This window comes from Stutzerimonas decontaminans (assembly GCF_000661915.1).
Classification (GTDB): domain Bacteria; phylum Pseudomonadota; class Gammaproteobacteria; order Pseudomonadales; family Pseudomonadaceae; genus Stutzerimonas; species Stutzerimonas decontaminans.
On sequence record NZ_CP007509.1, the window covers coordinates 4004218 to 4025511 of the forward strand.

Annotated in this window: 23 protein-coding genes; 16 read left to right on the forward strand and 7 right to left on the reverse strand. The window is 63.5% G+C overall.

Translation table 11 applies throughout. The features are described from left to right. Positions 1-19 precede the first annotated feature (19 nt). The 9 genes from UIB01_RS18565 (at position 20) to UIB01_RS18605 (ending at position 10694) form a co-directional block, all read left to right on the forward strand. Positions 20-1168: an NnrS family protein gene (locus tag UIB01_RS18565; protein WP_038663724.1), complete on the forward strand. Its 1149-nt coding sequence runs from the start codon at positions 20-22 to the stop codon at positions 1166-1168. A gap of 90 nt (positions 1169-1258) precedes the next feature. Beyond that, a complete protein-coding gene (locus UIB01_RS18570) occupies positions 1259-1786 on the forward strand; it encodes a hypothetical protein (RefSeq protein ID WP_038665956.1) in 528 nt (175 codons plus the stop codon). 265 nt (positions 1787-2051) lie between these two features. Then, positions 2052-4652 (forward strand): outer membrane beta-barrel protein, encoded by a 2601-nt coding sequence (locus UIB01_RS18575; RefSeq protein WP_080695111.1) that lies wholly within the window; start codon positions 2052-2054, stop codon positions 4650-4652. Positions 4653-4758: 106 nt separating this feature from the next. Further along, positions 4759-5967, forward strand: a complete 1209-nt coding sequence (locus tag UIB01_RS18580) for a hypothetical protein (RefSeq protein ID WP_038663730.1) — start codon at positions 4759-4761, stop codon at positions 5965-5967. A 51-nt stretch (positions 5968-6018) separates the two neighbouring features. Continuing rightward, entirely contained in the window at positions 6019-6375 is a 357-nt protein-coding gene (locus UIB01_RS18585; RefSeq protein ID WP_038663733.1) for a hypothetical protein, read from the forward strand. Between the two features lie 35 nt (positions 6376-6410). Beyond that, positions 6411-6734, forward strand: coding sequence for a hypothetical protein (locus tag UIB01_RS18590; RefSeq protein ID WP_038663736.1), 324 nt, complete (start codon positions 6411-6413; stop codon positions 6732-6734). Between the two features lie 218 nt (positions 6735-6952). After that, positions 6953-7396, forward strand: coding sequence for a hypothetical protein (locus UIB01_RS22945; RefSeq protein WP_080695112.1), 444 nt, complete (start codon positions 6953-6955; stop codon positions 7394-7396). Positions 7397-7474: 78 nt separating this feature from the next. Continuing rightward, on the forward strand, positions 7475-7720 hold the full coding sequence (locus tag UIB01_RS18600; RefSeq protein WP_038663739.1) for a TIGR02647 family protein: 246 nt from the start codon (positions 7475-7477) through the stop codon (positions 7718-7720). A 151-nt stretch (positions 7721-7871) separates the two neighbouring features. Then, complete coding sequence (locus UIB01_RS18605; protein WP_038663742.1) at positions 7872-10694, forward strand: class I adenylate cyclase; 2823 nt, start codon at positions 7872-7874, stop codon at positions 10692-10694. Between the two features lie 175 nt (positions 10695-10869). Here the strand turns inward: UIB01_RS18605 and rnk are convergent, their stop codons facing one another. Both rnk and cyaY read right to left on the reverse strand, forming a co-directional pair. Then, positions 10870-11274, reverse strand: a complete 405-nt coding sequence (rnk, locus tag UIB01_RS18610) for a nucleoside diphosphate kinase regulator (RefSeq protein ID WP_038663745.1) — start codon at positions 11272-11274, stop codon at positions 10870-10872. Positions 11275-11435: 161 nt separating this feature from the next. Beyond that, the gene (gene cyaY, locus UIB01_RS18615; protein WP_038663748.1) at positions 11436-11768 is read right to left on the reverse strand and encodes an iron donor protein CyaY; all 333 of its coding nucleotides are present in this window, start codon (positions 11766-11768) and stop codon (positions 11436-11438) included. A gap of 189 nt (positions 11769-11957) precedes the next feature. Between cyaY and lptM the strand changes: the two genes are divergently transcribed. The 6 genes from lptM (at position 11958) to UIB01_RS18645 (ending at position 16555) form a co-directional block, all read left to right on the forward strand. After that, positions 11958-12098, forward strand: coding sequence for an LPS translocon maturation chaperone LptM (lptM, locus tag UIB01_RS18620; RefSeq protein ID WP_014821761.1), 141 nt, complete (start codon positions 11958-11960; stop codon positions 12096-12098). Positions 12099-12110: 12 nt separating this feature from the next. Further along, entirely contained in the window at positions 12111-13358 is a 1248-nt protein-coding gene (lysA, locus tag UIB01_RS18625; RefSeq protein WP_038663751.1) for a diaminopimelate decarboxylase, read from the forward strand. A gap of 10 nt (positions 13359-13368) precedes the next feature. Continuing rightward, positions 13369-14199, forward strand: coding sequence for a diaminopimelate epimerase (dapF, locus tag UIB01_RS18630; RefSeq protein WP_038663754.1), 831 nt, complete (start codon positions 13369-13371; stop codon positions 14197-14199). After that, the gene (locus UIB01_RS18635) at positions 14196-14891 is read left to right on the forward strand and encodes a DUF484 family protein (RefSeq protein WP_038663757.1); all 696 of its coding nucleotides are present in this window, start codon (positions 14196-14198) and stop codon (positions 14889-14891) included. The genes dapF and UIB01_RS18635 overlap by 4 nt, the downstream gene beginning before the upstream one ends. 66 nt (positions 14892-14957) lie before the next feature. Then, positions 14958-15857 carry a tyrosine recombinase XerC gene (gene xerC, locus UIB01_RS18640; RefSeq protein ID WP_038663760.1) on the forward strand — a complete coding sequence of 300 codons (900 nt, stop codon included), beginning with the start codon at positions 14958-14960 and terminating at the stop codon, positions 15855-15857. After that, on the forward strand, positions 15854-16555 hold the full coding sequence (locus tag UIB01_RS18645) for an HAD family hydrolase (protein ID WP_038663762.1): 702 nt from the start codon (positions 15854-15856) through the stop codon (positions 16553-16555). The genes xerC and UIB01_RS18645 overlap by 4 nt, the downstream gene beginning before the upstream one ends. 72 nt (positions 16556-16627) lie before the next feature. Here the strand turns inward: UIB01_RS18645 and sutA are convergent, their stop codons facing one another. The 5 genes from sutA to glnK all read right to left on the reverse strand — a co-directional run bounded on the left by sutA (position 16628) and on the right by glnK (position 20632). Next, positions 16628-16957: a dormancy-specific transcriptional regulator SutA gene (gene sutA, locus UIB01_RS18650; protein ID WP_015278429.1), complete on the reverse strand. Its 330-nt coding sequence runs from the start codon at positions 16955-16957 to the stop codon at positions 16628-16630. Between the two features lie 78 nt (positions 16958-17035). Beyond that, complete coding sequence (locus UIB01_RS18655) at positions 17036-17461, reverse strand: secondary thiamine-phosphate synthase enzyme YjbQ (RefSeq protein ID WP_015278430.1); 426 nt, start codon at positions 17459-17461, stop codon at positions 17036-17038. A gap of 102 nt (positions 17462-17563) precedes the next feature. Further along, positions 17564-18814 carry an ammonium transporter gene (locus tag UIB01_RS18660; protein ID WP_038663766.1) on the reverse strand — a complete coding sequence of 417 codons (1251 nt, stop codon included), beginning with the start codon at positions 18812-18814 and terminating at the stop codon, positions 17564-17566. Between the two features lie 124 nt (positions 18815-18938). Beyond that, positions 18939-20255 (reverse strand): ammonium transporter, encoded by a 1317-nt coding sequence (locus UIB01_RS18665; protein ID WP_038663769.1) that lies wholly within the window; start codon positions 20253-20255, stop codon positions 18939-18941. 38 nt (positions 20256-20293) lie between these two features. Beyond that, complete coding sequence (gene glnK, locus UIB01_RS18670) at positions 20294-20632, reverse strand: P-II family nitrogen regulator (RefSeq protein WP_003096476.1); 339 nt, start codon at positions 20630-20632, stop codon at positions 20294-20296. 398 nt (positions 20633-21030) lie between these two features. Between glnK and UIB01_RS18675 the strand changes: the two genes are divergently transcribed. Next, the gene (locus UIB01_RS18675; protein ID WP_013981620.1) at positions 21031-21291 is read left to right on the forward strand and encodes an accessory factor UbiK family protein; all 261 of its coding nucleotides are present in this window, start codon (positions 21031-21033) and stop codon (positions 21289-21291) included. Positions 21292-21294 lie beyond the last annotated feature (3 nt).

Sequence of the window (21294 nt, forward strand, 5' to 3'; positions counted from 1 at the left end):
CCCAGATCCCGGAGATATGATGCAGCCGCGCAGCCCCCGCCTGCCCTTTGCCAATGCCTGGTTCTTTCCCGCGGCGGCGCTGTATGCGGCGTTTTTGCTGCCGTGGTCGGTTCTCACCCTGCTCGGGCTGGTCCCCGCTCTACCAGGGCTGGCGACGTCCGTCGGTCACGCTCATGAAATGCTGTTCGGCTTCGCCCTGGCCGTGGTTGCCGGCTACCTGCTCGGCCCGCAACCGCTGCGCTTTACCCTCACATTGCTTGGCTGCTGGGCATTGGCGCGCATGAGTTTTCTGTTGTGGCCGGGGTCCTGGCTGGCTCTGGGCAGCGCCGCCGCCTTTGCCGTCGGCCTTGCCTGGAGGGTGCTGCCGCGCTTTCTTGGCGCAGCGAAAAAGTGGCGCAACCAAACCGTAGCACCGGTGGTAGCCGGGCTCGGCCTGCTCAGTGCAGTCGCCAGCAGCGGCTTCGGCGAGGCGGTCGACCGTCTCATGCTGTCGCAAACCCTGCTGCTGCTCGCCACGCTGATGTTCTTCATGGGTGGACGAATCATCGCACCGGCAATTGCGGGATACGCGCAGAGCCAGGGCTGGCGGCTGGACAGCCGGGTCCAGCCACATATCGAGGGCGCCGTGCTGATTCTGCTGGGGCTCGCCCTGCTGCTGAATCTGCTGTCTTGGCCACTGGCCCGGCAACTGGCCGGAGCCATCATGATCACCGCCGGCGTGCTCACGAGCATCCGCCTCCTGCGCTGGCAGCCCTGGCGTTGCGCTCGCCCGGACCTGCTGAACCTACTGCTCGGCTATGCCTGGCTCGCGTTCGGGCTGCTGCTGTTCGGGCTAGGCACACTGCTGCCGTGGCTGCCGCTCAGCGCAATGCTGCACGCATTAAGTGTTGGCGCGCTGGGCAGCCTGACCTTCGCGGTCATGGCCCGCACACGACTGATCTATCGTTTTCGCGATGCCGGCGCGCAAGCATGGGCTCAACCTGCGGCCCTGCTGATCAGCCTGGCGGCGCTGGCTCGGGTACTGCCCGCTCTGCTCGATCGGCCTCGCCCGGCCTGGCTACTGCTCGCCGCGGGTTGCTGGTCGCTGGCCTTTCTGGCGTTGACGCTATTGCTCTGGCGCTGCCGTGATGCGCATCCGGATAGCTCGCGCGGCAGCCCTGAACACTGACTCATCGACAGGAACTCTCGGACGTTACGCTTGACCTACATGCAGCAAGCGGCGAATCCCAGCCGCGCCTCCCCACTCATCGAGGCCCGCATGACTGACCTGCGCACCCTGCTGCTGAACCAGGACACCCAGGGCGCCGAGCTCTTCGACTCGCCCAAGGAGCGCCTGATCTTCTACCGCTCCGAAATCCACTTCGAATCCTCGCTGCTGGCCGAACGCACCAGCGCCTACCTGTCATCGCAGTCGTTTCTGATGATCGCCTTCGCCTCCTCGATGGCCAACAGCAACCCCGAATGGGGCGACCTCTTCCGCCTCGTAGTACCGGCAATTCTCTCGGTACTGGGGCTGATCACGTCCATTCACGCCATGCCCGGCATCAAGTCCAATTTCGAAGTCATCGAGCGCTGGCACGAGAAGCAGGCCGAACTGCTACAGCTCGAAGGGCGGGTGGGGATGCTGCCAAACAACGAGTCGGCGCTGTTCGGCGAGGGCAACAGCCCGGTCGGCGGACGGCGCTACAAGCGCACCCTGCTGTTCTCACTGCGCACACCGATCATCTTCTCTATGGTCTGGAGCGCATTCGGCCTACTGTGCCTGGCACTGAGCTTCATGGACTGAGCGGCGCTCAACTCTCAGGCCCTGCACCACGGCGCTTATAGCCGATTTTCCACAGTCCGAATCTTTATTTCCTGATCACCGGCAATCGCGCTTCCAACGTGATCAAGATCAAATTTTTTTCACTTCCTCCACTACTGTCTAAAAACACTGCGGGTTTCAGCCGAATGGCTTAAGCCACATAGTCCGGGGGCTTGTCCGCCGGCTATCAGCCAAGGAGCGTCCTGGGGAGCGCAGTTTTTGTCGTACGGACGTAGGGAAGCGATCAATGGGAAGAAAGTTAGTAATGGCGCTGGCGGCGCTCGGAGCAGGCTCGACTGCGCATGTCGACGCAGCGCCGGAGCCGGCGCCCAGCACACCTCCCACCAGCGCGACACTCAAGAAAACCGACACACGCGAGTTTCCCGGTCTGCCCATCGGAACGTTCGTCGCGCTACCGCAGGTAATTCTGTCGGCGACTCGCGACGACAACATATACGCCCAGCGCACCGATGAAACCGAAGACACCGTCTTCACCCTGTCACCTTCGTTGGTGCTGCAATCGGATTGGGAACGGCACGAACTGAGCGTGGATGTAGGTGCCGACCTTGACCGTTATCAGGATGCGAACTCCGAAGACGTAGAGGACTTTTGGCTGGGCCTCGACGGCACCCGTGAGTTGACCGAGCACGCGCGCGTATTCGGCGGTCTACGCCACACCCGCGACCATGAGGATCGCTACGTCCCTGGTGCGGCCGGACCGGAGCTGCAGCGCGAACCCACCCGTTACGAGCACGATGAAGCTTACCTGGGGGTCGCCAGCGAAATCGGCCGCCTGCGCCTGCGCGGTGGTGGTACCTACGACCGCTACGATTACTACAGCGCACAGACCCTCGCCGGCGCACGCATCGACAACGGCGACCGCAAGCATGACCTGAGCTCGCTCGGACTACGTGCCGGCTATGCCCTAACGCCGAACCACGAGCCGTTCATTCAGTACGCGACCGACCGTCGGCGCTACGCCAATAACATCAACGGAACGACGTTCAATCGTGATTCGGATGGCTACCGCGCGGCGCTCGGTTTGCGTGTGAGCTATCCGCAGCAGCGCTTCGTCGGGGAAGTCTTTGCCGGCACGCTGCAACAGCGCTTTGACTATTCGACGTTCTCAGACATCCACAAGCCTTACTTCGGCGCACTGGCCAGCTGGCGACCGACACCTACCACACGCGTCACCGGTTACATTGATCGCTCACTGGAGGAAACCACCGTCAGTGACGATGGCGTGTACGCCGCGGCATCGCTGGATACCACCTACGGCCTCGAAATCGAGCGGGCACTGACCAGTCGCCTGTCGGTACTCGGCCATGCGAACTACACCGACAGCGAGTATCAGAGCTACGACCGGCGCGACAAGATCATTGATGCCGGCGCGGGGCTGCGCTACTACGTCTCGTCCACCGTCTACGTCGGCGGCGACATGCGCGTCATCGACCGCAACTCGGATGACCTGGACGGCGAGTACAGCCGCAGCCAGGTGACATTCAGCGTCGGCTACACGCCCGGACGCTCGAAGACCTATCAGTTACCGGCTCAGGCGCTGCAACGCTCCACCGGTGACCTGCTGCTGGCCGCCCTACCGCTCGATGGTCTGTTTGCCGGCCCCTACGCTGGAGCCGCGCTGAGCCACGGCCCGCTGACCAGTACGACTTCCGGCCCTCGCGAGGATGGCGGCAGCGACGTCAGCCAATTCGGCGCCTCAGGGCTCGGCGAGGCACTGTTTCTCGGCTATGGCTGGCAGCTTGACCGCTGGTATGCCGGTATCGAAGCCGAAGTCGAGCAGAGCCGCGCGCACTGGTCGCTCAGCAAGGACAAGGCGGACGCGCGCACCACGTCGCTGGACAAGGATGACGGCTACGGGCTTAGCCTGCGTGGCGGCTACGTAGTGAACAACGGCTCGCTGCTGTATCTGCGCGTCGGTCGGGTGCGCACCCGGTTCGACTCTTACTACACGATCAACGATCAAGCGGCAGCAACCCGCGCGCAGGACGACCGACAAGATGGCTCCCGTCTGGGCGTCGGCGCCGACCTGCCGGCCGGTGACCGCTTGTTTCTGCGCATGGAATACGCCTACACCGATTACGACGCCTACGACGTGGACTATGTCGATGGTGAAGGCCGCGCCACAGAACGCTTCGCCAACGAGGAGGGCCAGTTCCGGCTCGGTGTCGGCTGGCGCTTTGCTGCGGAAACGTCGCCAGTCTCACTACAGCCGTCGGTGCAGGGCTTCTATATCGGCGCTCATGCTGGACATGGCAGCCTGGACTCGCACCTCGACGGCTACCACTCCGAGGATGGGGCCCCGCCGCTATCGCAGGCCTACACCGGCGACTTCAGCGGCATGGGTGGAATCTACGGTGTCTTCGTCGGCTATGGCCACAGCTTCGATCGCTGGTATGTCGGCCTCGAAGCGGAAGTCGATACCGGTCGGACAGAGTGGTCGCACAGCCGCGAGACTAGCGGCGAAGGCGGTCGCGACTTCTCCGTTGAGAAGAAAAGCGATTACGGCCTGGCACTGCGCCTGGGCTACAGCCTGCCCAACGGCACCCTGCTCTACGGGCGCGTTGGCCCGGTACGGGCTCGCTTCAATACCACCTGGGCCAAGGGCGGCAACGCCGACGCCAATATTGACCGCAGTTACGACGCCGATGGCATGCGTTACGGCGTCGGCGCAGAAGTTCCGCTCACCCAGCAGGCCTTCGCCCGCCTGGACTACACCCGTACCGACTACGACAGCTACGGCTTCAGAACCGGGCATGGCAACCCGGACGAAATGAACTTCGACAACCGCGAAAGCCTGTTCCGCATGGGACTCGGCTTCCGCTTTTAAGCACATCGGCGACGGCGCGCAAATGAGCCATCGTCAACCGCAGAACCGGTGCCTTCTTTGTGCAATCGCCCTGGAAGACCGGCCCCGCAAGCAAAGGAGCAATGTCATGTCAAACAATCAGTTCAAGCGCAACAAGTTCGGACCTGCCGGCGGGGCACTTCTGGTCGCACTCGCGGCCCCGCTCATGGTCGCAGGCGCACTGTCGCTGAGCTTTGTCTCACCGAGCCTTGCTGCCGAGCACAGCAGCTCCGGCAAGGGTGGCAGCGATAGCCACGGCAGCCGTGGCGGTCAGGGTGGCAAGGGTGGCGTCGGCGAGAAAGGCCAGGGCAGTTCGCGCTCGAGCGGCGGCCATGGCGCGGTCGACAAGATTTTTCGCGTTGACGCCTCGGTGGAAGAAGATAGCGACCGCCCCGAATGGGCCGGTGTTAAAGGCGGAAAGTCTGGCGGCGGTGGCAAGCCGTTCGGCGCCGGCACCAAGAAGGGCGACCTATTCGGCGAAATGTACATCGTGCTGCGCGACGTGAATGGCGTCCCGCTGGAGGATGCTAATGGCGCTGAGCTGGTCGTGGCGTTCTACTACGACAGCACTGGCGCGCTGGTTCCCGTAACGGACGCCGACGGCAAACTGGTCGCCATTCCGCGCAACGAGGAAGGCGATCTGCTGACATCAGTCACCGTAGGCGCAACCACCTACGAGGTTGTGCCCGGCGAAGTCGAACTGGGTCGCCTGAGCGTCAGTCGTTCGCCGTCCAAGGTATTCGATCACCGCCTGGAAGAAGCACTGTCCAAGCTGACCGCAGATGGAGCAGTGATTACCCTCGACTCCACCGGTCGGCTGACGGTCGACGGCACCACCATCGACTCACCGCTGGAAAACCTGGCGCTGTACGTGGCGTACATGACCACCGGCACACTGCCAGGCGTCACCACCCTGCCGGAGGGCTTCGATCCTGCAGCCCTGCTCGCCGCCGCAGGCGACAAGACCGGGTCGATCTCAATCGATACCGTCGTCTACGTGAACTCGATCCTCGGCATCAACAAGGGAGCGAATTACTACGACTTCTCGGACTACCAGTACGACCGCGCCACTACCTGGTCTGATGCAACCGCCACCGTGCTGGTGTTGGACGCAGGCGACCCAGCCGATCCTGCCGATGACGTCTACCGGCCGACGCTGGTGAACCTCTATGACGCCGTGTTCAACAACACCAACTGGACCGACCCGACCAGCGACGGCGGCGCCGACGATTTTGCCGCAGCCGCCAACGACTACCTGCGGGTCATCGAGTTTGTGCACGACAACGAAGTCAGGTAAGGCTGGACTGGCTGGCCCCCAGGCCAGCCAGCTCCATGCCGGGAGAGCACTATGTACATTCGCTACAAGTCCGGTTTGTTGGCGGCAATCATGGCGCTAGTGCTGGCCGGGATAACTGGCCCGGTGGTGGCGGCTGACGACCATTCAAGCCATGACAGCAGCCACAGTTCCGGCGGCAAGGGCAAAGGCCCAAAGTATGGCGGCGGCCGGGACCACGGCAGTAGCCACAGCGATCAGACCCACGAAGAAGGGAGCCACTCAGGGCATACCGGCGGGCCAGGCGGCAGCAAGGCACTGGAAGGCAAAGTGTTCGACAGTGGTCGCGGCAAGGGTCCGAAGTACATGGGCGGTCAGCCCAGGGACGAGGAATCATCCCACCACTCCGACGACGAAGAGCACGAGCATTGACGCGTCGCCGCGCACATCCTGATGAGGAGATACCCATGAAAAGCATCAAATTCGCCATCGGCCTTTCGCTGGCCCTGCTATCTAGTGCAGCGCTGGCGCAGTCCACTACCGGCAAGGGCACGGGCGGCGACGAACAAGTCTACGGCTCGCAAATAATGACCCAGCAGGAGCGCCTGGAATATCGCAATCGCATACGCGAAGCCACGACAAACGAACAACGCGAGCAGATTCGAGCCCAGCATCATGAACAGATGCGTATGCGCGCCAAAGAGCGTGGCGTGACCCTGCCCGACGATCCACCCGCGCGCGGCATGGGCGGCGGCATGGGTGGAGGCATGGGCAAGGGACCAGGTCGCTGACCAACCGGTAACCGGGCCGAGCTGAACTTCCGGCCCGGCCATCCTTCACCGGCAGACGCGTCCTGCGACGACTATGACCCGCTCTCTACCCTCCTCTCGCCACAGCACCACCACGTAGTTTCGCCTGCATGCCCCGCTCATACCGACAATCCAGGAATGCCTTGCCGCCTCCGTCTGACGGGGTTATTAAGGACTCCTCAACCGTCCAGGAGCCCGCCATGGCCGATTCAGATCGCCCCCGCTATCGCGTCGATGCCGATCGCCAGACCGCCCATCGACGGGTACGCTACGTCGAAACCAACCGACCGGACGACGGCAGCTGCACGCTTTGTCAGCTCGACGAGGAAAATCCGGCACCGCTCGACGAGAATCCCGCCATGGCGCAAGACGACCCCAGTAACGAAGAAAACGAAGCCTTTGCCGAGTCCACCCTGATCCAGGCGATCGAAAATCAGCTCGAAGCTGGCGAGCCAGCCGCCGTTCAGGCCACGCTGAACAAACTCACCCTCGTCGGCTACGAGCGCGACGAATGCCTGCAGATGATGGCGCTGGTCCTGGCACATGAAATCCGCAGCATGCTGGCCGAAGACCGCCCGTTCGACGGCGCCGTCTACGAGGCGATGCTGCGCAAGCTGCCGGAGTTGCCGGAAGCCACCGAATAAGACCTGGATCAAGGCAGGGCCACTGACAGCATCTACACTCAGCAAACAGGGCACGAGCCCACCATCCGAGGAGCGAGCATGTCGTACACCCCTGAGTTGGTCGCCGAACTGGACGTACTCCGACAGTTCAATCTGGAAAACCTGCAGGAAGGCCTGAAGGTGCATCACGAAGCCAGCCCCGCCACCATCGCTGCTTTTGGCCGTCTCCACGCCAAGGGCCTGATCACCCAGGCCGACGGCGGCTACCTCACCAGCCTGGGCCGTGACGCGGCCGAACAGGCGCAAACGCTGCTCACCATCCTTTCGGAAACTGTCACGGCCTGACAAACCGCTGTGGTTCCGCTTCACCAGCTCAGGGCCCGGATGACGCCGGCCCTGTCCGCTGGTCGCCCGCGACAGGCAAACGCATCCCCTGCCTCAAGCCACGCGCGAATTGGCCGATGAACAGGGGTTAGTCTGGCCTGCACGAATCTCCATGACCCGCATTCAGCACATCAACCCGATTCTCGAAGAAGGCATCGACCGCAAGGTGCTGGCGACACTGCGTGCGCGCTTTCTAGCAGTCAACGCCGCACGGCTGGAACGGGCTCTGCAGGCGATGTCGACGCGCCAGCAACAAGTGCTCAAGTTGTTGCCACTGCTGTTTCACGTCAACCACCCGATTCTCCCTGGCTATGTTTCGGCGACCACCCCGGCCGGGCTCGCCCACTTCGTGCCAGATGCCGAACAGCTCGCCGAGGCGCAGCGCCTAAGCCGCTCCTTCGCCTACAAGCCGGTGCGCGGAAAATCACCCCAGCCGATTCTCGGCCTTTTCCTCATGGGCAGCCTAGGCACCGTGGCTCAGGACGAGCACAGCGATCTGGATGTCTGGGTCTGCCACGACCCGGCACTGGATGCCCGGCAACTTGAAGAACTGCGACGTAAGTGCGACCTGCTGCAGGCCTGGGCGGCCAGCCAGGGCAGCGAAGCGCACTTCTTCCTGGTCGATCCACAACGCTTCCCCCAGGGCCAGCGCGAAGCCAGGCTGACCTCCGATGACTGCGGCACCACCCAGCACTACCTGCTGCTCGACGAGTTCTACCGCACCGCGCTCTGGCTCGGCGGGCGCACCCCGCTCTGGTGGCTGGTGCCTGACTACGAGGAGCACCGCTACGACGAGTACGTGGCGACGTTGCTGGCCAAGCGCTTCGTGCGTGCCGACGAGGTGCTCGACCTCGGTCATCTTGGCCAGGTGCCACCCGGTGAGTTTGTCGGTGCCGGGCTCTGGCAGCTGTACAAGGCCATCGCCGCGCCGTACAAGTCCCTGTTCAAGCTGCTGCTGGTAGAGGTGTATGCCAGCCAGTACCCACAGCTGCGCTGCCTGGCACTGGATTTCAAACAGGCCATCTATCACGGCCGAATCGAGCTCGACGAACTCGACCCTTATATCGCCGCCTACCACACCATTGAGCGCTACCTGAGCGAGCGCGGCGATCGAGAGCGTCTGGAGCTAGCGCGGCGCTGTCTGTATCTGAAGGTCAACCGCCCGCTTAGCCGACCGCCGATCAACCGTAACAAGAGCTGGCAACGCAGCCTGCTTGAGCGCCTCACGCACGACTGGCATTGGGACGAGCGGCAGCTCGCGCTGCTCGACAACCGCAGCCACTGGAAAGTGCGGCAGGTCAGCCAGGAACGCCGCGTGCTGGTTAACGAACTGACCTACGGCTACCGCTTTCTCAGCGACTTCACCCGACGCCTGCAGGCGACTAGTCCGCTCACCAGTCGCGATCTCGGCGTGCTCGGTCGGCGCCTGTACGCAGCGATCGAACGCAAGGCCGGCAAGGTGGAGGTGGTCAATCTCGGTATCTCTCCGGATATGGCCGAACACAGTTTGACCCTGGTGCAGGATTACGACGCAGCGGGCGACGAGCGCTGGTCGCTCTATCAGGGCCAGCTCACCGCGCCGGAACTGAGCAATTTCGCCCCGTTGAAGCGCTCTCGCGAGCTGGTCGCGCTGCTGGCCTGGTGTCACCGCAACGGCGTGGTGGATGTCGGCACCCATCTCTCCCTGTTCCCTGGCGACAGCGGCCTGAGCGAAGCGGAACTGTTCGCCCTGTTCAACGGCCTGCGCCGTGCGCTGCCGATGCCCCTGTGCCCGGTGGACGAAGAGGCGCTGCTGGCAGCCTGCAAACCCAGCCGGGTGCTGCTACTGATCAACGTCGGCCTGGACCCTACTCTGCAAACCCCGACAGCATCTGCCATCGGCGAGCAGTCGATACTGAGCGCGGCGCCGGAAAATCTGGTGCTGAGCGTGGATCAGGTCACGCTCAACAGCTGGAACGAGATGCTGGTGACGCGCTACGAAGGGCCGAAAGCGCTGCCACTATGCATGCGCGATTACCTGGATAGCCTCGAGCAGGCCGCGCAGGCACCGCTGCTGCAAGTCTTCTGCTTCGCCCGCAATCGCGGTCAGACCATCACCCGCCGGGTCGAACAGATTTTCGAGGATGTCCAGCAGAGCCTCGCCAGTGTCGCTCACGGACGCTACCTGCTGCAGATTCGCCAGCATTTCCACATGCTGCAGCGCGACGCGAACGCCCTACAGCTGACCAGCCTGAGCGATCGCGCAGCATTGCTCGAACACCTTGGCGAGGCTCACCACGCCTACAGTCCGCTCCGGCTCGATCGCGCGGCATTGGAAGGTGACGATTTGGCGCTGATCCTTGCGCAAGGTCGCCCGGGGTGCCTGCAGGTGTTCTACCGCACGGCAGGGGAAATCGCCGAACTCAGCGTGCTCGATGAGTGCAACGCCCTCTGGCGCCAGCAACTGCCGTACCGCGATGAGCGCACCCTGTTGCGCCCACTGATGCGCTTCCTCGAGTCGATGCTCTATCGGCGTAGCGCGCAGCAGGCCGGCCAAAGCGAGGTGCTGGTCGACCCGGCGATCCTCTTCTACCGCATACAACCGGGGCGAGGCACCCGGCCTGCGCAACTCGAACGAAGGCCAGCGCCTCAGGGCGAGGTGAATGATCCGTTCTACGACGTGCAGGCAATTGTCGAAGCGGGCGAAAACGGCCGCTCACAGGTCACGCTGTACTGCAACCACCAGGAGTTTTCCGGCCTGGAATATGGCGCCGAACTGTTCGCCGCCGTGACACGCACGATCATTTCCCGACGCCGCGACGGTGAACGCTACCCCTGCTACATCACCGACCTCGACCTTACCGGTCTGCACGGCAACGGACGCAGCCAGACGGTGCAATACCTGCGCTACAAGACGCGGCTGGAGGCAGCGCTGAACGCGGCAATGGACTCATAAGAGGGCGCTGGCGGGGCTTCAGAAAACGTCGCGGCGAGGTTCCGGCCTGACGAACCAGCTGCATTGCGCAGTGGCTATCGAATGCTTTTTGCTTCGACAACGGCAGAGCTGCCGGAAGCAGCTACCAGCCCGATCGCAGCAGCGGCCGGGCTGATCATCTTGCAAGCGCTACCGGTCAGAACGGGTCGCCTGCCGCCTCGGGCTGGTATTCGATCGCGAGCAGGGTGAGCTTGATCATCTTGCCGGATGGAGTCGGCCAGTCGATGTGCTGGCCGACGCTCATGCCCAGCAGCGCCGTACCGACCGGCGCGAGGACGGACACGGTGCCTTCCTTGCCGGCGTCGTGGGGATAGACCAGCGTCAGGTGGTAGTCCTTGCCGGAGCCTTCGTCGCGGCAGTGCACGCGCGAGTTCATGGTGACGACACCGGCAGGCATCTCGCTGCGTTCCACGATCTGCGCCCGCGACAGTTCCTGCTCGAGCGCTTCGGCGGCCGGACCGTAGTCGTCCAGGCTGTCGAGCAGCCGCTCAAGGCGCTGCAGATCGAGTTGGGTAAGGATGATCGGCGGTGCACTGGTCATGGGTTCTGGCAAGCTCCTGCGAAAAAATAAAACACGAAAAAAGCAAAACCCCGCCCGAAGGCGGGGTTTTGTTGACCTGCGAGAGACACTATCACAGCAGCCCGAATAAGCAAGGCCCCTGCCTGCAGCGCCCGGCGCGCGGGGGCTGCAGGCAGATCGGGTCAGATATCCTCGAATTCCAGCGCTTCACCGCCCTGCTCCAGCGTTACCCGCGACAGCAGCTCACCAAGGCGTTCGCCGCTGGCATCGCACAACCATAGCTGGCCGCCTTCGTCGTAGTCGAAATGAAAGCCCCCCGAGCGCGCCGCCACCCACAACTGACGCAGGGCCGGCTGCCGGCTGAGGATCAGCTGACTGCCGTTATCGAAACGCACGGTCAGCACACCACCGGAGTTTTCCAGGTCGACGTCCATGCTGGTGTCATCGAACACGTCCTCGACGCTCTCCTGCACAGCATCGACCAGATCGTGATAACGGGCTTCGCTCAGGCTCATGCAACACTTCCTCGAATTGTTCTGCACGCGACGCGGGCCGCATGCGATGGCCGCGAGCTTAGCAGGGCGCAGCCGGATCAAGCGAGCCGCCCGCCAGCACTGCCGCCGTGTGACGTGCTGCTCGCATAGGCAATCCGCCGGGTGCTGGGTATACTCCGGCGATTAGATTTTTCAAGGATTCCAGCCCCCATGAAGCGCCTTCTGCTTCCCTTCATCGCCCTCGCCGTCTTCGCCGCCGCGCTCAGCGGTTGTGGCCAGAAAGGTCCGCTGTACCTGCCGGATGACGAGAAAACCGTCAAAGAACGTTCCAAAGACCGTTTCGAACTCTAAAGGAGGCTGTTCATGGAGGCCTTCTCGTACCGCGACGGTCAACTCTTCGCGGAAGGCGTGGCACTGCCCGCACTTGCGCAACGCTTCGGCACCCCGACCTATGTCTATTCCCGCGCGCACATCGAAGCCCAGTACCGGGCCTATGCCGATGCGCTGGCTGGCATGCCGCATCTGGTCTGCTTCGCCGTCAAAGCCAATTCGAACCTGGGCGTGCTGAACGTGCTAGCGCGTCTCGGCGCAGGCTTCGATATCGTTTCGCGCGGTGAGCTGGAGCGCGTGCTGGCCGCTGGTGGGCAGCCGGACCGTATCGTCTTCTCCGGCGTCGGCAAGACCCGCGACGACATGCGCCGCGCGCTGGAAGTCGGTGTGCACTGCTTCAACGTGGAATCCACCGACGAGCTGGAGCGCCTGCAGCAGGTCGCCGCCGAGCTCGGTAAAAAGGCGCCGGTATCGCTGCGGGTCAATCCGGACGTCGATGCCGGCACCCACCCGTACATTTCCACCGGTCTGAAAGAGAACAAGTTCGGCATCGATATCGACAACGCCGAGGCGGTCTATGCCCGCGCAGCCGAGCTGCCGAACCTGGACGTGGTCGGCGTCGATTGCCACATCGGCTCGCAGCTGACCAGCCTGCCGCCCTTCCTCGATGCGCTCGATCGCCTGCTCGCCTTGACCGACCGCCTCGCCGCACGCGGCATCCAGATTCGTCACCTTGACCTCGGTGGTGGCCTCGGCGTGCGGTACCGGGATGAGCAGCCACCGCTGGCCGGCGACTACATCCAGGCCGTGCGCCAGCGCATCGAAGGCCGCGGGCTGGCGCTGGTGTTCGAGCCGGGCCGCTCCATCGTCGCCAACGCCGGCGTGCTACTGACCCGCGTGGAATACCTCAAGCACACCGCGCACAAGGATTTCGCCATCGTCGATGCGGCGATGAACGACCTGATCCGCCCGGCGCTGTACCAGGCCTGGATGAACGTGGTCGCGGTGCAGCCGCACGAAGGCGATACGCGTCGCTACGACATCGTCGGACCGATCTGCGAGACCGGCGACTTCCTCGCCAAGGATCGTGAGCTGGCGCTGATCGAGGGCGACCTGCTGGCGGTGTGTTCGGCCGGTGCCTACGGCTTCGTCATGAGCTCCAACTACAACACCCGCGGCCGCGCTGCCGAGGTGCTGGTGGACGGTGACCAGGCCTTCGAAGTGCGCCGTCGCGAGAGCGTTCAGGAGCTATACGCCGGCGAAAGCCTGCTGCCCACTTGAGGCCAAGATCATGCTTCTGCGCTTTACCAAGATGCACGGTCTGGGCAATGACTTCATGGTCATCGACCTGGTCAGCCAGCACGCGCACATCCAGCCCAAGCACGCCAAGCAGTGGGGCGATCGCCATACCGGCGTCGGCTTCGATCAGCTGCTGATCGTCGAGCCGCCGCAGAATCCGGATGTCGATTTCCGCTACCGCATCTTTAACTCCGACGGTTCGGAAGTGGAGCAGTGCGGCAACGGCGCGCGCTGCTTCGCCCGCTTCGTGGTCGACAAGCGCCTGACCGTCAAACGCAAGATCAAGGTCGAAACCAAGGGCGGCATCATCGAGCTGGATATCCGCCCGGATGGACAGATCCGCGTCGACATGGGCCCGCCACGCCTGGTGCCGGCCGAGATTCCGTTCCAGGCCGATCAGGAAGCCCTGAGCTATCCGCTCGAAGTCGATGGCCAGCGCGTCGAGCTGGCCGCCGTATCCATGGGCAACCCCCATGCGGTGCTGCGCGTCGACAGCGTCGAGCAGGCACCCTTGCATGAGCTGGGACCGAAGATCGAGCATCACCCGCGCTTTCCACAACGGGTCAACGTTGGCTTCCTGCAGATCGTCGACCGCCGCCATGCGCGGCTGCGCGTCTGGGAACGCGGTGCCGGGGAAACCCAGGCCTGCGGTACCGGCGCCTGCGCCGCCGCGGTAGCTGCCATTCGCCAGGGCTGGATGGACTCGCCGGTGCAGATCGACCTGCCGGGTGGCCGTCTGTCCATCGAATGGGCAGGTCCCGGACAGCCGGTTATGATGACCGGCCCCGCCGTTCGTGTATTTGAAGGACAGGTTCGCCTATGACCGACCAGACTCAGGGCAGCACCCCGCTACCCGATGCCGAAGCCGTCGCCGCCTACCTGCGCGCCCACCCGGAATTCTTCGTCGATCACGACGAGCTGATTCCCGAGCTGCGCATTCCCCATCAGCCGGGCACCGCGGTGTCGCTGGTCGAACGCCAGGTCAAGCTGCTGCGCGAGCGCAACATCGAGATGCGCCATCGCCTGTCGCAATTGATGGACGTGGCGCGCGACAACGACCGCCTGTTCGACAAGACCCGCCGGCTGGTGCTCGATCTGCTTGACGCCAGCAGCCTGGAGGAAGTGGTCAGCGCAGTGGAAGACAGCCTGCGCCACGAGTTCCAGGTGCCCTACGTCAGCCTGATCCTGTTCAGCGACGCGACACTGCCGGTGGGCCGCTGCGTCAGCACCGGCGAAGCGCAGCAGAGCATCGGCGGCCTGCTCGACGGCGGCAAGACCATCTGCGGCGTGCTCCGCCCGCTCGAGCTGAGTTTCCTGTTCGGCGCCGAAGACAGCGGCAGCGTGGGCTCCGCGGCGGTAGTCAGCCTGAACAATCAGCTGGGCGTACTGGCGATCGGCAGCCCGGACCCACAGCACTACAAGAGCTCGCTGGGCACGCTGTTCCTCGGTTATATCGCCGAAGTGCTGACCCGTGTGTTGCCGCGCTTCGGTACGCCGCTGCGCTCGGTACGCTGAGCGCAATTGCGGACCAACGCCACGCACCACACGCGCCCGCTCGCGGCCTGAGGCTGGAGCCTGTTCATGCAGAACGAACTCGACGCCTACTTCGAACACCTGCGCAGCGCCCGACAGCTGTCGGGCCACTCGCTGGACGGCTACTGGCGCGACCTGAACAAGCTGCTGGCTTACTGTGAGCGGGAAAACATCGGCGAATGGACCGCGCTGCAGGGTCGACACCTGCGCCAGCTGGTTGGCGAGCTGCATCGCCTGGGCCAGTCCAGCCGCAGCCTGGCCCGCCTGCTGTCATCGGTACGTGGTTTCTATCGCTATCTGAATCAGGAAGGCATCTGCCAGCACGATCCGGCGGCCGGCCTGTCCGCACCGAAAGGCGAACGCCGTCTACCGAAGCTGCTGGATACCGATCGGGCCATGCAGCTGCTCGAGGGTGGCGTCGAGGACGATTTCATCGGCCTGCGCGATCAGGCCATGCTCGAGCTGTTCTATTCATCCGGCCTGCGGCTGTCGGAACTGGTCGGCCTGAACCTTGATCAGCTCGACCTGCCGGCGGGGATGGTGCGAGTGCTCGGCAAAGGCAACAAGGTGCGCGAGCTGCCGGTCGGACGCAAGGCACGCGAGGCCCTGCAGGCCTGGTTGCCAATACGCGCGCTGGCCAACCCGGCCGATGGGGCGGTATTCATCGGCCAGCAGGGCCGTCGCCTCGGCGCGCGGGCCGTGCAGCTACGAGTGCGTGAGGCCGGTGTGCGCGAGCTCGGCCAACACCTGCATCCGCACATGTTGCGTCACAGCTTCGCCAGCCATCTGCTGGAATCGTCGCAGGACCTGCGCTCGGTGCAGGAGCTGCTCGGCCATGCCGATATCGGCACCACGCAGATCTACACCCATCTGGACTTTCAGCACCTGGCCAAGGTCTACGATCAGGCGCATCCGCGCGCCAAGCGCAAGCAGGACACCGACACATGAGCATTCGCCTGATCACCTTCGACCTGGACGACACCTTCTGGGAAACCACGCCGGCCATCCAGAGCGCCGAAACCGCCCTGCGCGACTGGCTGGGCGTGCATGCGCCGCGCCTGGGCGAATTTCCCGTCGAGGCACTGGGCGCTATCCGCCGCATGCTGATCGAACAGGAACCGGCGCTACGCCACCGCATCAGCGAGCTGCGCCGGCGCATCCTGCAGCACGCGCTGCACGATGCCGGCTATCCCGCCGATGAAGCGGGAGAACTGGCCGAACGGGCCTTTCAGGTATTTCTCGACGCGCGCCATGAAGTGCAGATTTTCCCGGACGTGCAACCGACCCTGGAATTTCTCGCCAATCACTACACCCTTGGCGTGATCACCAACGGCAATGCCGACGTGCGCCGCCTGGGCCTGGCCGACTACTTCCAGTTCACCCTGTGCGCCGAAGAGCTGGGGGTCGGCAAGCCCGATCCGCATCCCTTTCAGCAGGCCCTGCGCCTGGGCGACGCACGTCCGGAGCAGGCCGTGCACATAGGCGATCACGCGCTGGACGATATCGCTGGCGCCCAGCAAGCCGGGCTACGGGCGATCTGGTTCAACCCCAAGCGGGTTGACTGGCCACACGATTACCATCCCGACGCGCAAATCCAGAGCCTGGCCGAGCTGCCCAAGCTGCTGCTTGGCTGGCGCGGCGCCTGAGCGAGAAGCCTTCCGCCATATGCGAAAAAGCCCGCTTTGCAGGCGGGCTTATCGCAATTCTTCCGTGCCGTTTCAGATAGGACGGCTGCCGTATTTGCTATCCGGCTTCTTCGGCGGGTCGGCGACCACATTGGGTTCGACTTCCTGCACCTGACCACCACGCGCCAGGAATTCCTCCATGGCCCGCGCCAGCGCCTCGCGCTCTTTCTGCTTGGCTTCCAGGCTCGGCAGCTCGTCAGGTTCGACGGCCTTGGCCTTGGTCTTTTTCGCCGGTGTGGCACGCTCGCTGTCGGTGCCTTCGTCGTCGAGGCTGTCGTCGCCCTCGTCGGCGGCGCTCAGCTCCTCCCCGTCCTCCTCGTCGCTAACGTCCAGATCGTCTTGTTCTAGTTCTTCGTCGCTCATGTTCAACCTCATGGCCTAGCCAAAGCGGAGTAAGTTATAGCCCAGCGATGCCGAAAGACCGACACCGCCAAAAAAAATTCAACTTGCCGTCCCATGCAGCGTTGCCACTATCTGCCGCGCCCCACCCTGGTCACGGTGCTCCCCGAGATAGATGCCCTGCCAAGTGCCGAGCGCCAGGCGACCCTCACTGACCGGCAGGCTCAACTGGCAGCCGAGCAGGCTGGCCTTGAAATGCGCCGGCAGATCGTCCGGCCCTTCGTAGTCATGCTCGTAGCCTCCCTCACCCTGCGGCACCAGGCGATTGAAGAAGCGCTCGAAGTCACGCCGTACCGCCGCATCGGCATTCTCGTTGATCGTCAGCGACGCCGAGGTATGCCGCAGCCACAGGTGTAACAGACCGACCTGACATTGCCGCAGTTCCGGCAATGCGGCGAGCAGCTCGTCGGTGATCAGGTGGAAGCCACGTGGTCGCGCGCGCAAGGTGATCAGGGTCTGTTGCCACATGTTCGAAGGCTCATGTTCAACGGCTGGTCGCGCGCATTCTAGCGTGGCGCCAAAAAAAACAAAGGGCGCCAAAAGGCGCCCTTGTCATGTAGCAGCAAATCGTTACTGGCGAGTGAACTCCGGATAGGCTTCCAGACCGCACTCGACCACGTCCACGCCTTCGTATTCCTCTTCCTCACTGACACGCAGGCCCATCACCGCCTTGATGATGCCCCAGACGATCAGGCTGGCGATGAACACCCAGAGGAAGATCGACACCAGGCCCAGCAACTGAGCACCGAAGGTAGCATCGGCGTTGGTCAGCGGCACGGCCAGCAGCCCCCACATACCGGCGACACCGTGTACCGAGATGGCACCGACCGGGTCATCGAGCTTGAGCTTGTCCAGGCCGAGGATGCTGAACACCACCAGTACACCACCGACGCCGCCGATCAGCGTCGCCTGCAGGGCGCTCGGCGTCAGCGGCTCGGCGGTGATCGCCACCAGACCGGCCAGCGCGCCGTTGAGCACCATGGTCAGATCGGACTTGCCGAACAGCAGACGCGCAGTGATCAGCGCGGCGATCAGGCCACCAGCGGCGCCCATGTTGGTATTGACGAAGACCTGAGCAACGGCATTGGCGTCCTCGATGGTGCTCATCTTCAGCTGCGAGCCACCGTTGAAGCCGAACCAGCCCATCCACAGGATGAAGGCGCCGAGTGTCGCCAGCGGCATGTTGGCACCCGGAATGGCATTGATCTGACCATTCGGACCGTACTTGCCCTTGCGCGCACCGAGTAGCAGGACACCGGCCAGGGCCGCGGCCGCACCGGCCATGTGCACCACACCGGAACCGGCGAAGTCGAGGAAGCCGGCAGCATCGAGGAAGCCGCCGCCCCACTTCCAGAAGCCCTGGATCGGGTAGATGAAGCCGGTCATCACCACTGCGAAAGCGATGAAGGCCCAGAGCTTCATGCGCTCGGCCACCGCGCCGGAAACCACCGACATGCAGGTCGCGGCGAACACGATCTGGAAGAAGAAGTCGGCACGCGCGGAGTAGTAAGGCGCGTCCTCACCGCCGGCGGCGACCAGGTCGGCCGCATGCTCGTCACCGATCAGGAAGCCCAGGCTCGGCAGGATGCCGCCTTCCGGGCTGGAGTACATGATGTAGTAGCCGACCAGCAGATACATGATCGACGCCAACGCGTAGAGCACGATGTTCTTGGTGAGGATCTCGGCGGTGTTCTTCGCTCGGACCAGACCGGCTTCGAGCATGGCGAAACCCGCCGCCATCCACATCACCAGCGCTCCGCAGATCACGAAGTAGAAGGTATCGAGTCCGTACTGAACGGGTATCAATGCAGTGCTATCCATGTGTCACCTCTTGCTGTCGCGCTGTGTGCGCTATTCGGTCCGCAAGCCACCGCATACCGCTCCGGTGATCTGCGCCGCTTTTGGGTTGGCCCCGGGTTGGCTCCGGGGTCTGCGCTGAAATGGGTTACAGGTTGTAGCCGCGTTCGTTATGCAGGCTGAGGTCGAGACCGATGGTTTCCTGCTCCTCGTTGACCCGCAGCCCCATCACCAGATCGATCGCCTTGAGGATCAGGTAGGTGACGATGGCGGTGTACACCACGGTGAAGAGCACGCCCTTGAACTGAATCCACAGTTGCAGGCCGATGTTCTCCACCTCGCCAAAACCGCCCAGCATCGGTGCGGCGAAGACGCCAGTGAGCAGCGCACCGACGATGCCGCCGATACCGTGCACGCCGAAGGCATCCAGCGAGTCGTCGTAGCCAAGCTTGCGTTTCAGGCTGGTGGCGCAGAAGAAGCAGACCACCCCGGAGACCAGGCCGATGACCAGCGCGCCCATCGGGCCCACGGTGCCGGCGGCCGGCGTGATGGCGACCAGACCGGCAACCACGCCCGAAGCGATGCCCAGCGCGCTGGGTTTGCCGTGACCGATCCACTCGGCGAACATCCAGCCCAGCGCCGCGGCTGCGGTAGCGATCTGGGTCACCAGCATGGCCATGCCCGCGGTTCCATTGGCGGCGATGGCCGAGCCCGCATTGAAGCCGAACCAGCCGACCCAGAGCATCGCGGCACCGACCAGAGTCAGGCCCAGGTTGTGCGGTGCCATCGGCGTGGTCGGATAGCCCTTGCGCTTGCCGAGCACCAGGCAGGCCACCAGACCGGCAATACCGGCATTGATGTGCACCACAGTGCCGCCAGCGAAATCGAGCACGCCCCAGTCCCACATCAGGCCGCCGTCGCCACCCCAGACCATGTGCGCGATCGGCGCATAGACCAGGGTGAACCAGACGCCCATGAACACCAGCATCGCGGAGAATTTCATGCGTTCGGCGAATGCGCCGACGATGAGCGCCGGGGTGATGATGGCAAAGGTCATCTGGAAGGTGATGAAGACGCTTTCCGGGAAGGCGCCGACCAGGCTGTCGGGTGTCAGACCGCTCAGCAAAGCGCGATCCAGGCCACCGACGAAGGAATTGAAGTTGGTTACCCCCGCTTCCATACCGGTGGTATCGAACGCGAGGCTGTAGCCGTAGACCATCCAGAGGATGCTCATCAGGCCGGTGACCGCAAAGCACTGCATCATCACCGAGAGAATGTTCTTCGAGCGGACCATGCCACCGTAGAACAGCGCCAGCCCAGGGATGGTCATGAACAGCACCAGCGCAGTGGCCGTCAGCATCCATGCCGTGTCGCCTGAATCCAGCGTTGCCTCCTGCGCCAGGGCCAGGCCTGGGCTGATCAGAGACAAAAGGGCTCCTAGCCCTGCGAATTTTCGCAGAGTCATGGTTTTACTCCTGGGGCGTGGGGGTTCGGAGGTGCCGCTTAAATCGCGTCGGTATCGGTTTCGCCGGTACGGATGCGGATGGCCTGTTCCAGGTTGACCACGAAGATCTTGCCGTCACCGATCTTGCCGGTGTTGGCCGCCTTGGTGATGGCCTCGATCACGCGATCGAGCTGATCGTCGGCGATGGCTACGTCGATCTTCACCTTCGGCAGGAAGTCGACAACGTATTCGGCACCGCGATACAGCTCAGTGTGACCCTTCTGGCGACCGAAGCCTTTGACTTCGGTGACGGTGATGCCCTGTACGCCAATTTCCGACAGCGACTCGCGCACGTCGTCCAGCTTGAACGGCTTGATGATGGCAGTGACTAGTTTCATGAAAACTTCTCCCGTTTTAGGTGGACTTGCCCCAGAAGTACGAACCCGGCTCAAGTCTAAGCTCAGTGTCTGGCTCTTGTAACGCTCCGGCTTGCAGCCGGCAGCGGACCGACACCACCAACCTCTCCGACAAAGCGTCTCGAATCGTTCGCGCATCGCAACCGGGTGGTGCATGCGTCGCCAGGGACAAAGCAGAATCAATGCCAGCTTTACGCGAGCCCCGTTGTTTCGCGGGTTAGCCGCCCGCCAACTACGGCCGACGAACGGTTCAGAGCGCGCAACGCACTCAATTGGTGCATCGACGCACCACGAGCTGCTCATTTTCTGTGCACGCCTCGCCGGAAAGACGAAAAAGGCGCCGTGCTACACTGCGCCCCGTTCAACGACAGGTGTATTCCATGTTGCCGCCAAAAGCTTTTCTAGATGCCATCGGCTCCCAGGCCTCGCGCCTGTTCAACGGCGAGACGCCGCTGCCGCGTGGTGAGTTCGAAGCCCAGCTCAAGGGCGTAGTGCAGGGTGCGCTGAACAAGCTCGACGTTGTCAGCCGCGATGAATTCGATAGCCAGATGGTGGTGCTCGCACGCACCCGCGCTCGCCTGGAGGCGCTCGAAGCCAAGGTTGCCGAACTGGAAGAAAAGCTCACGCCGCCCGCGTCCTGACAG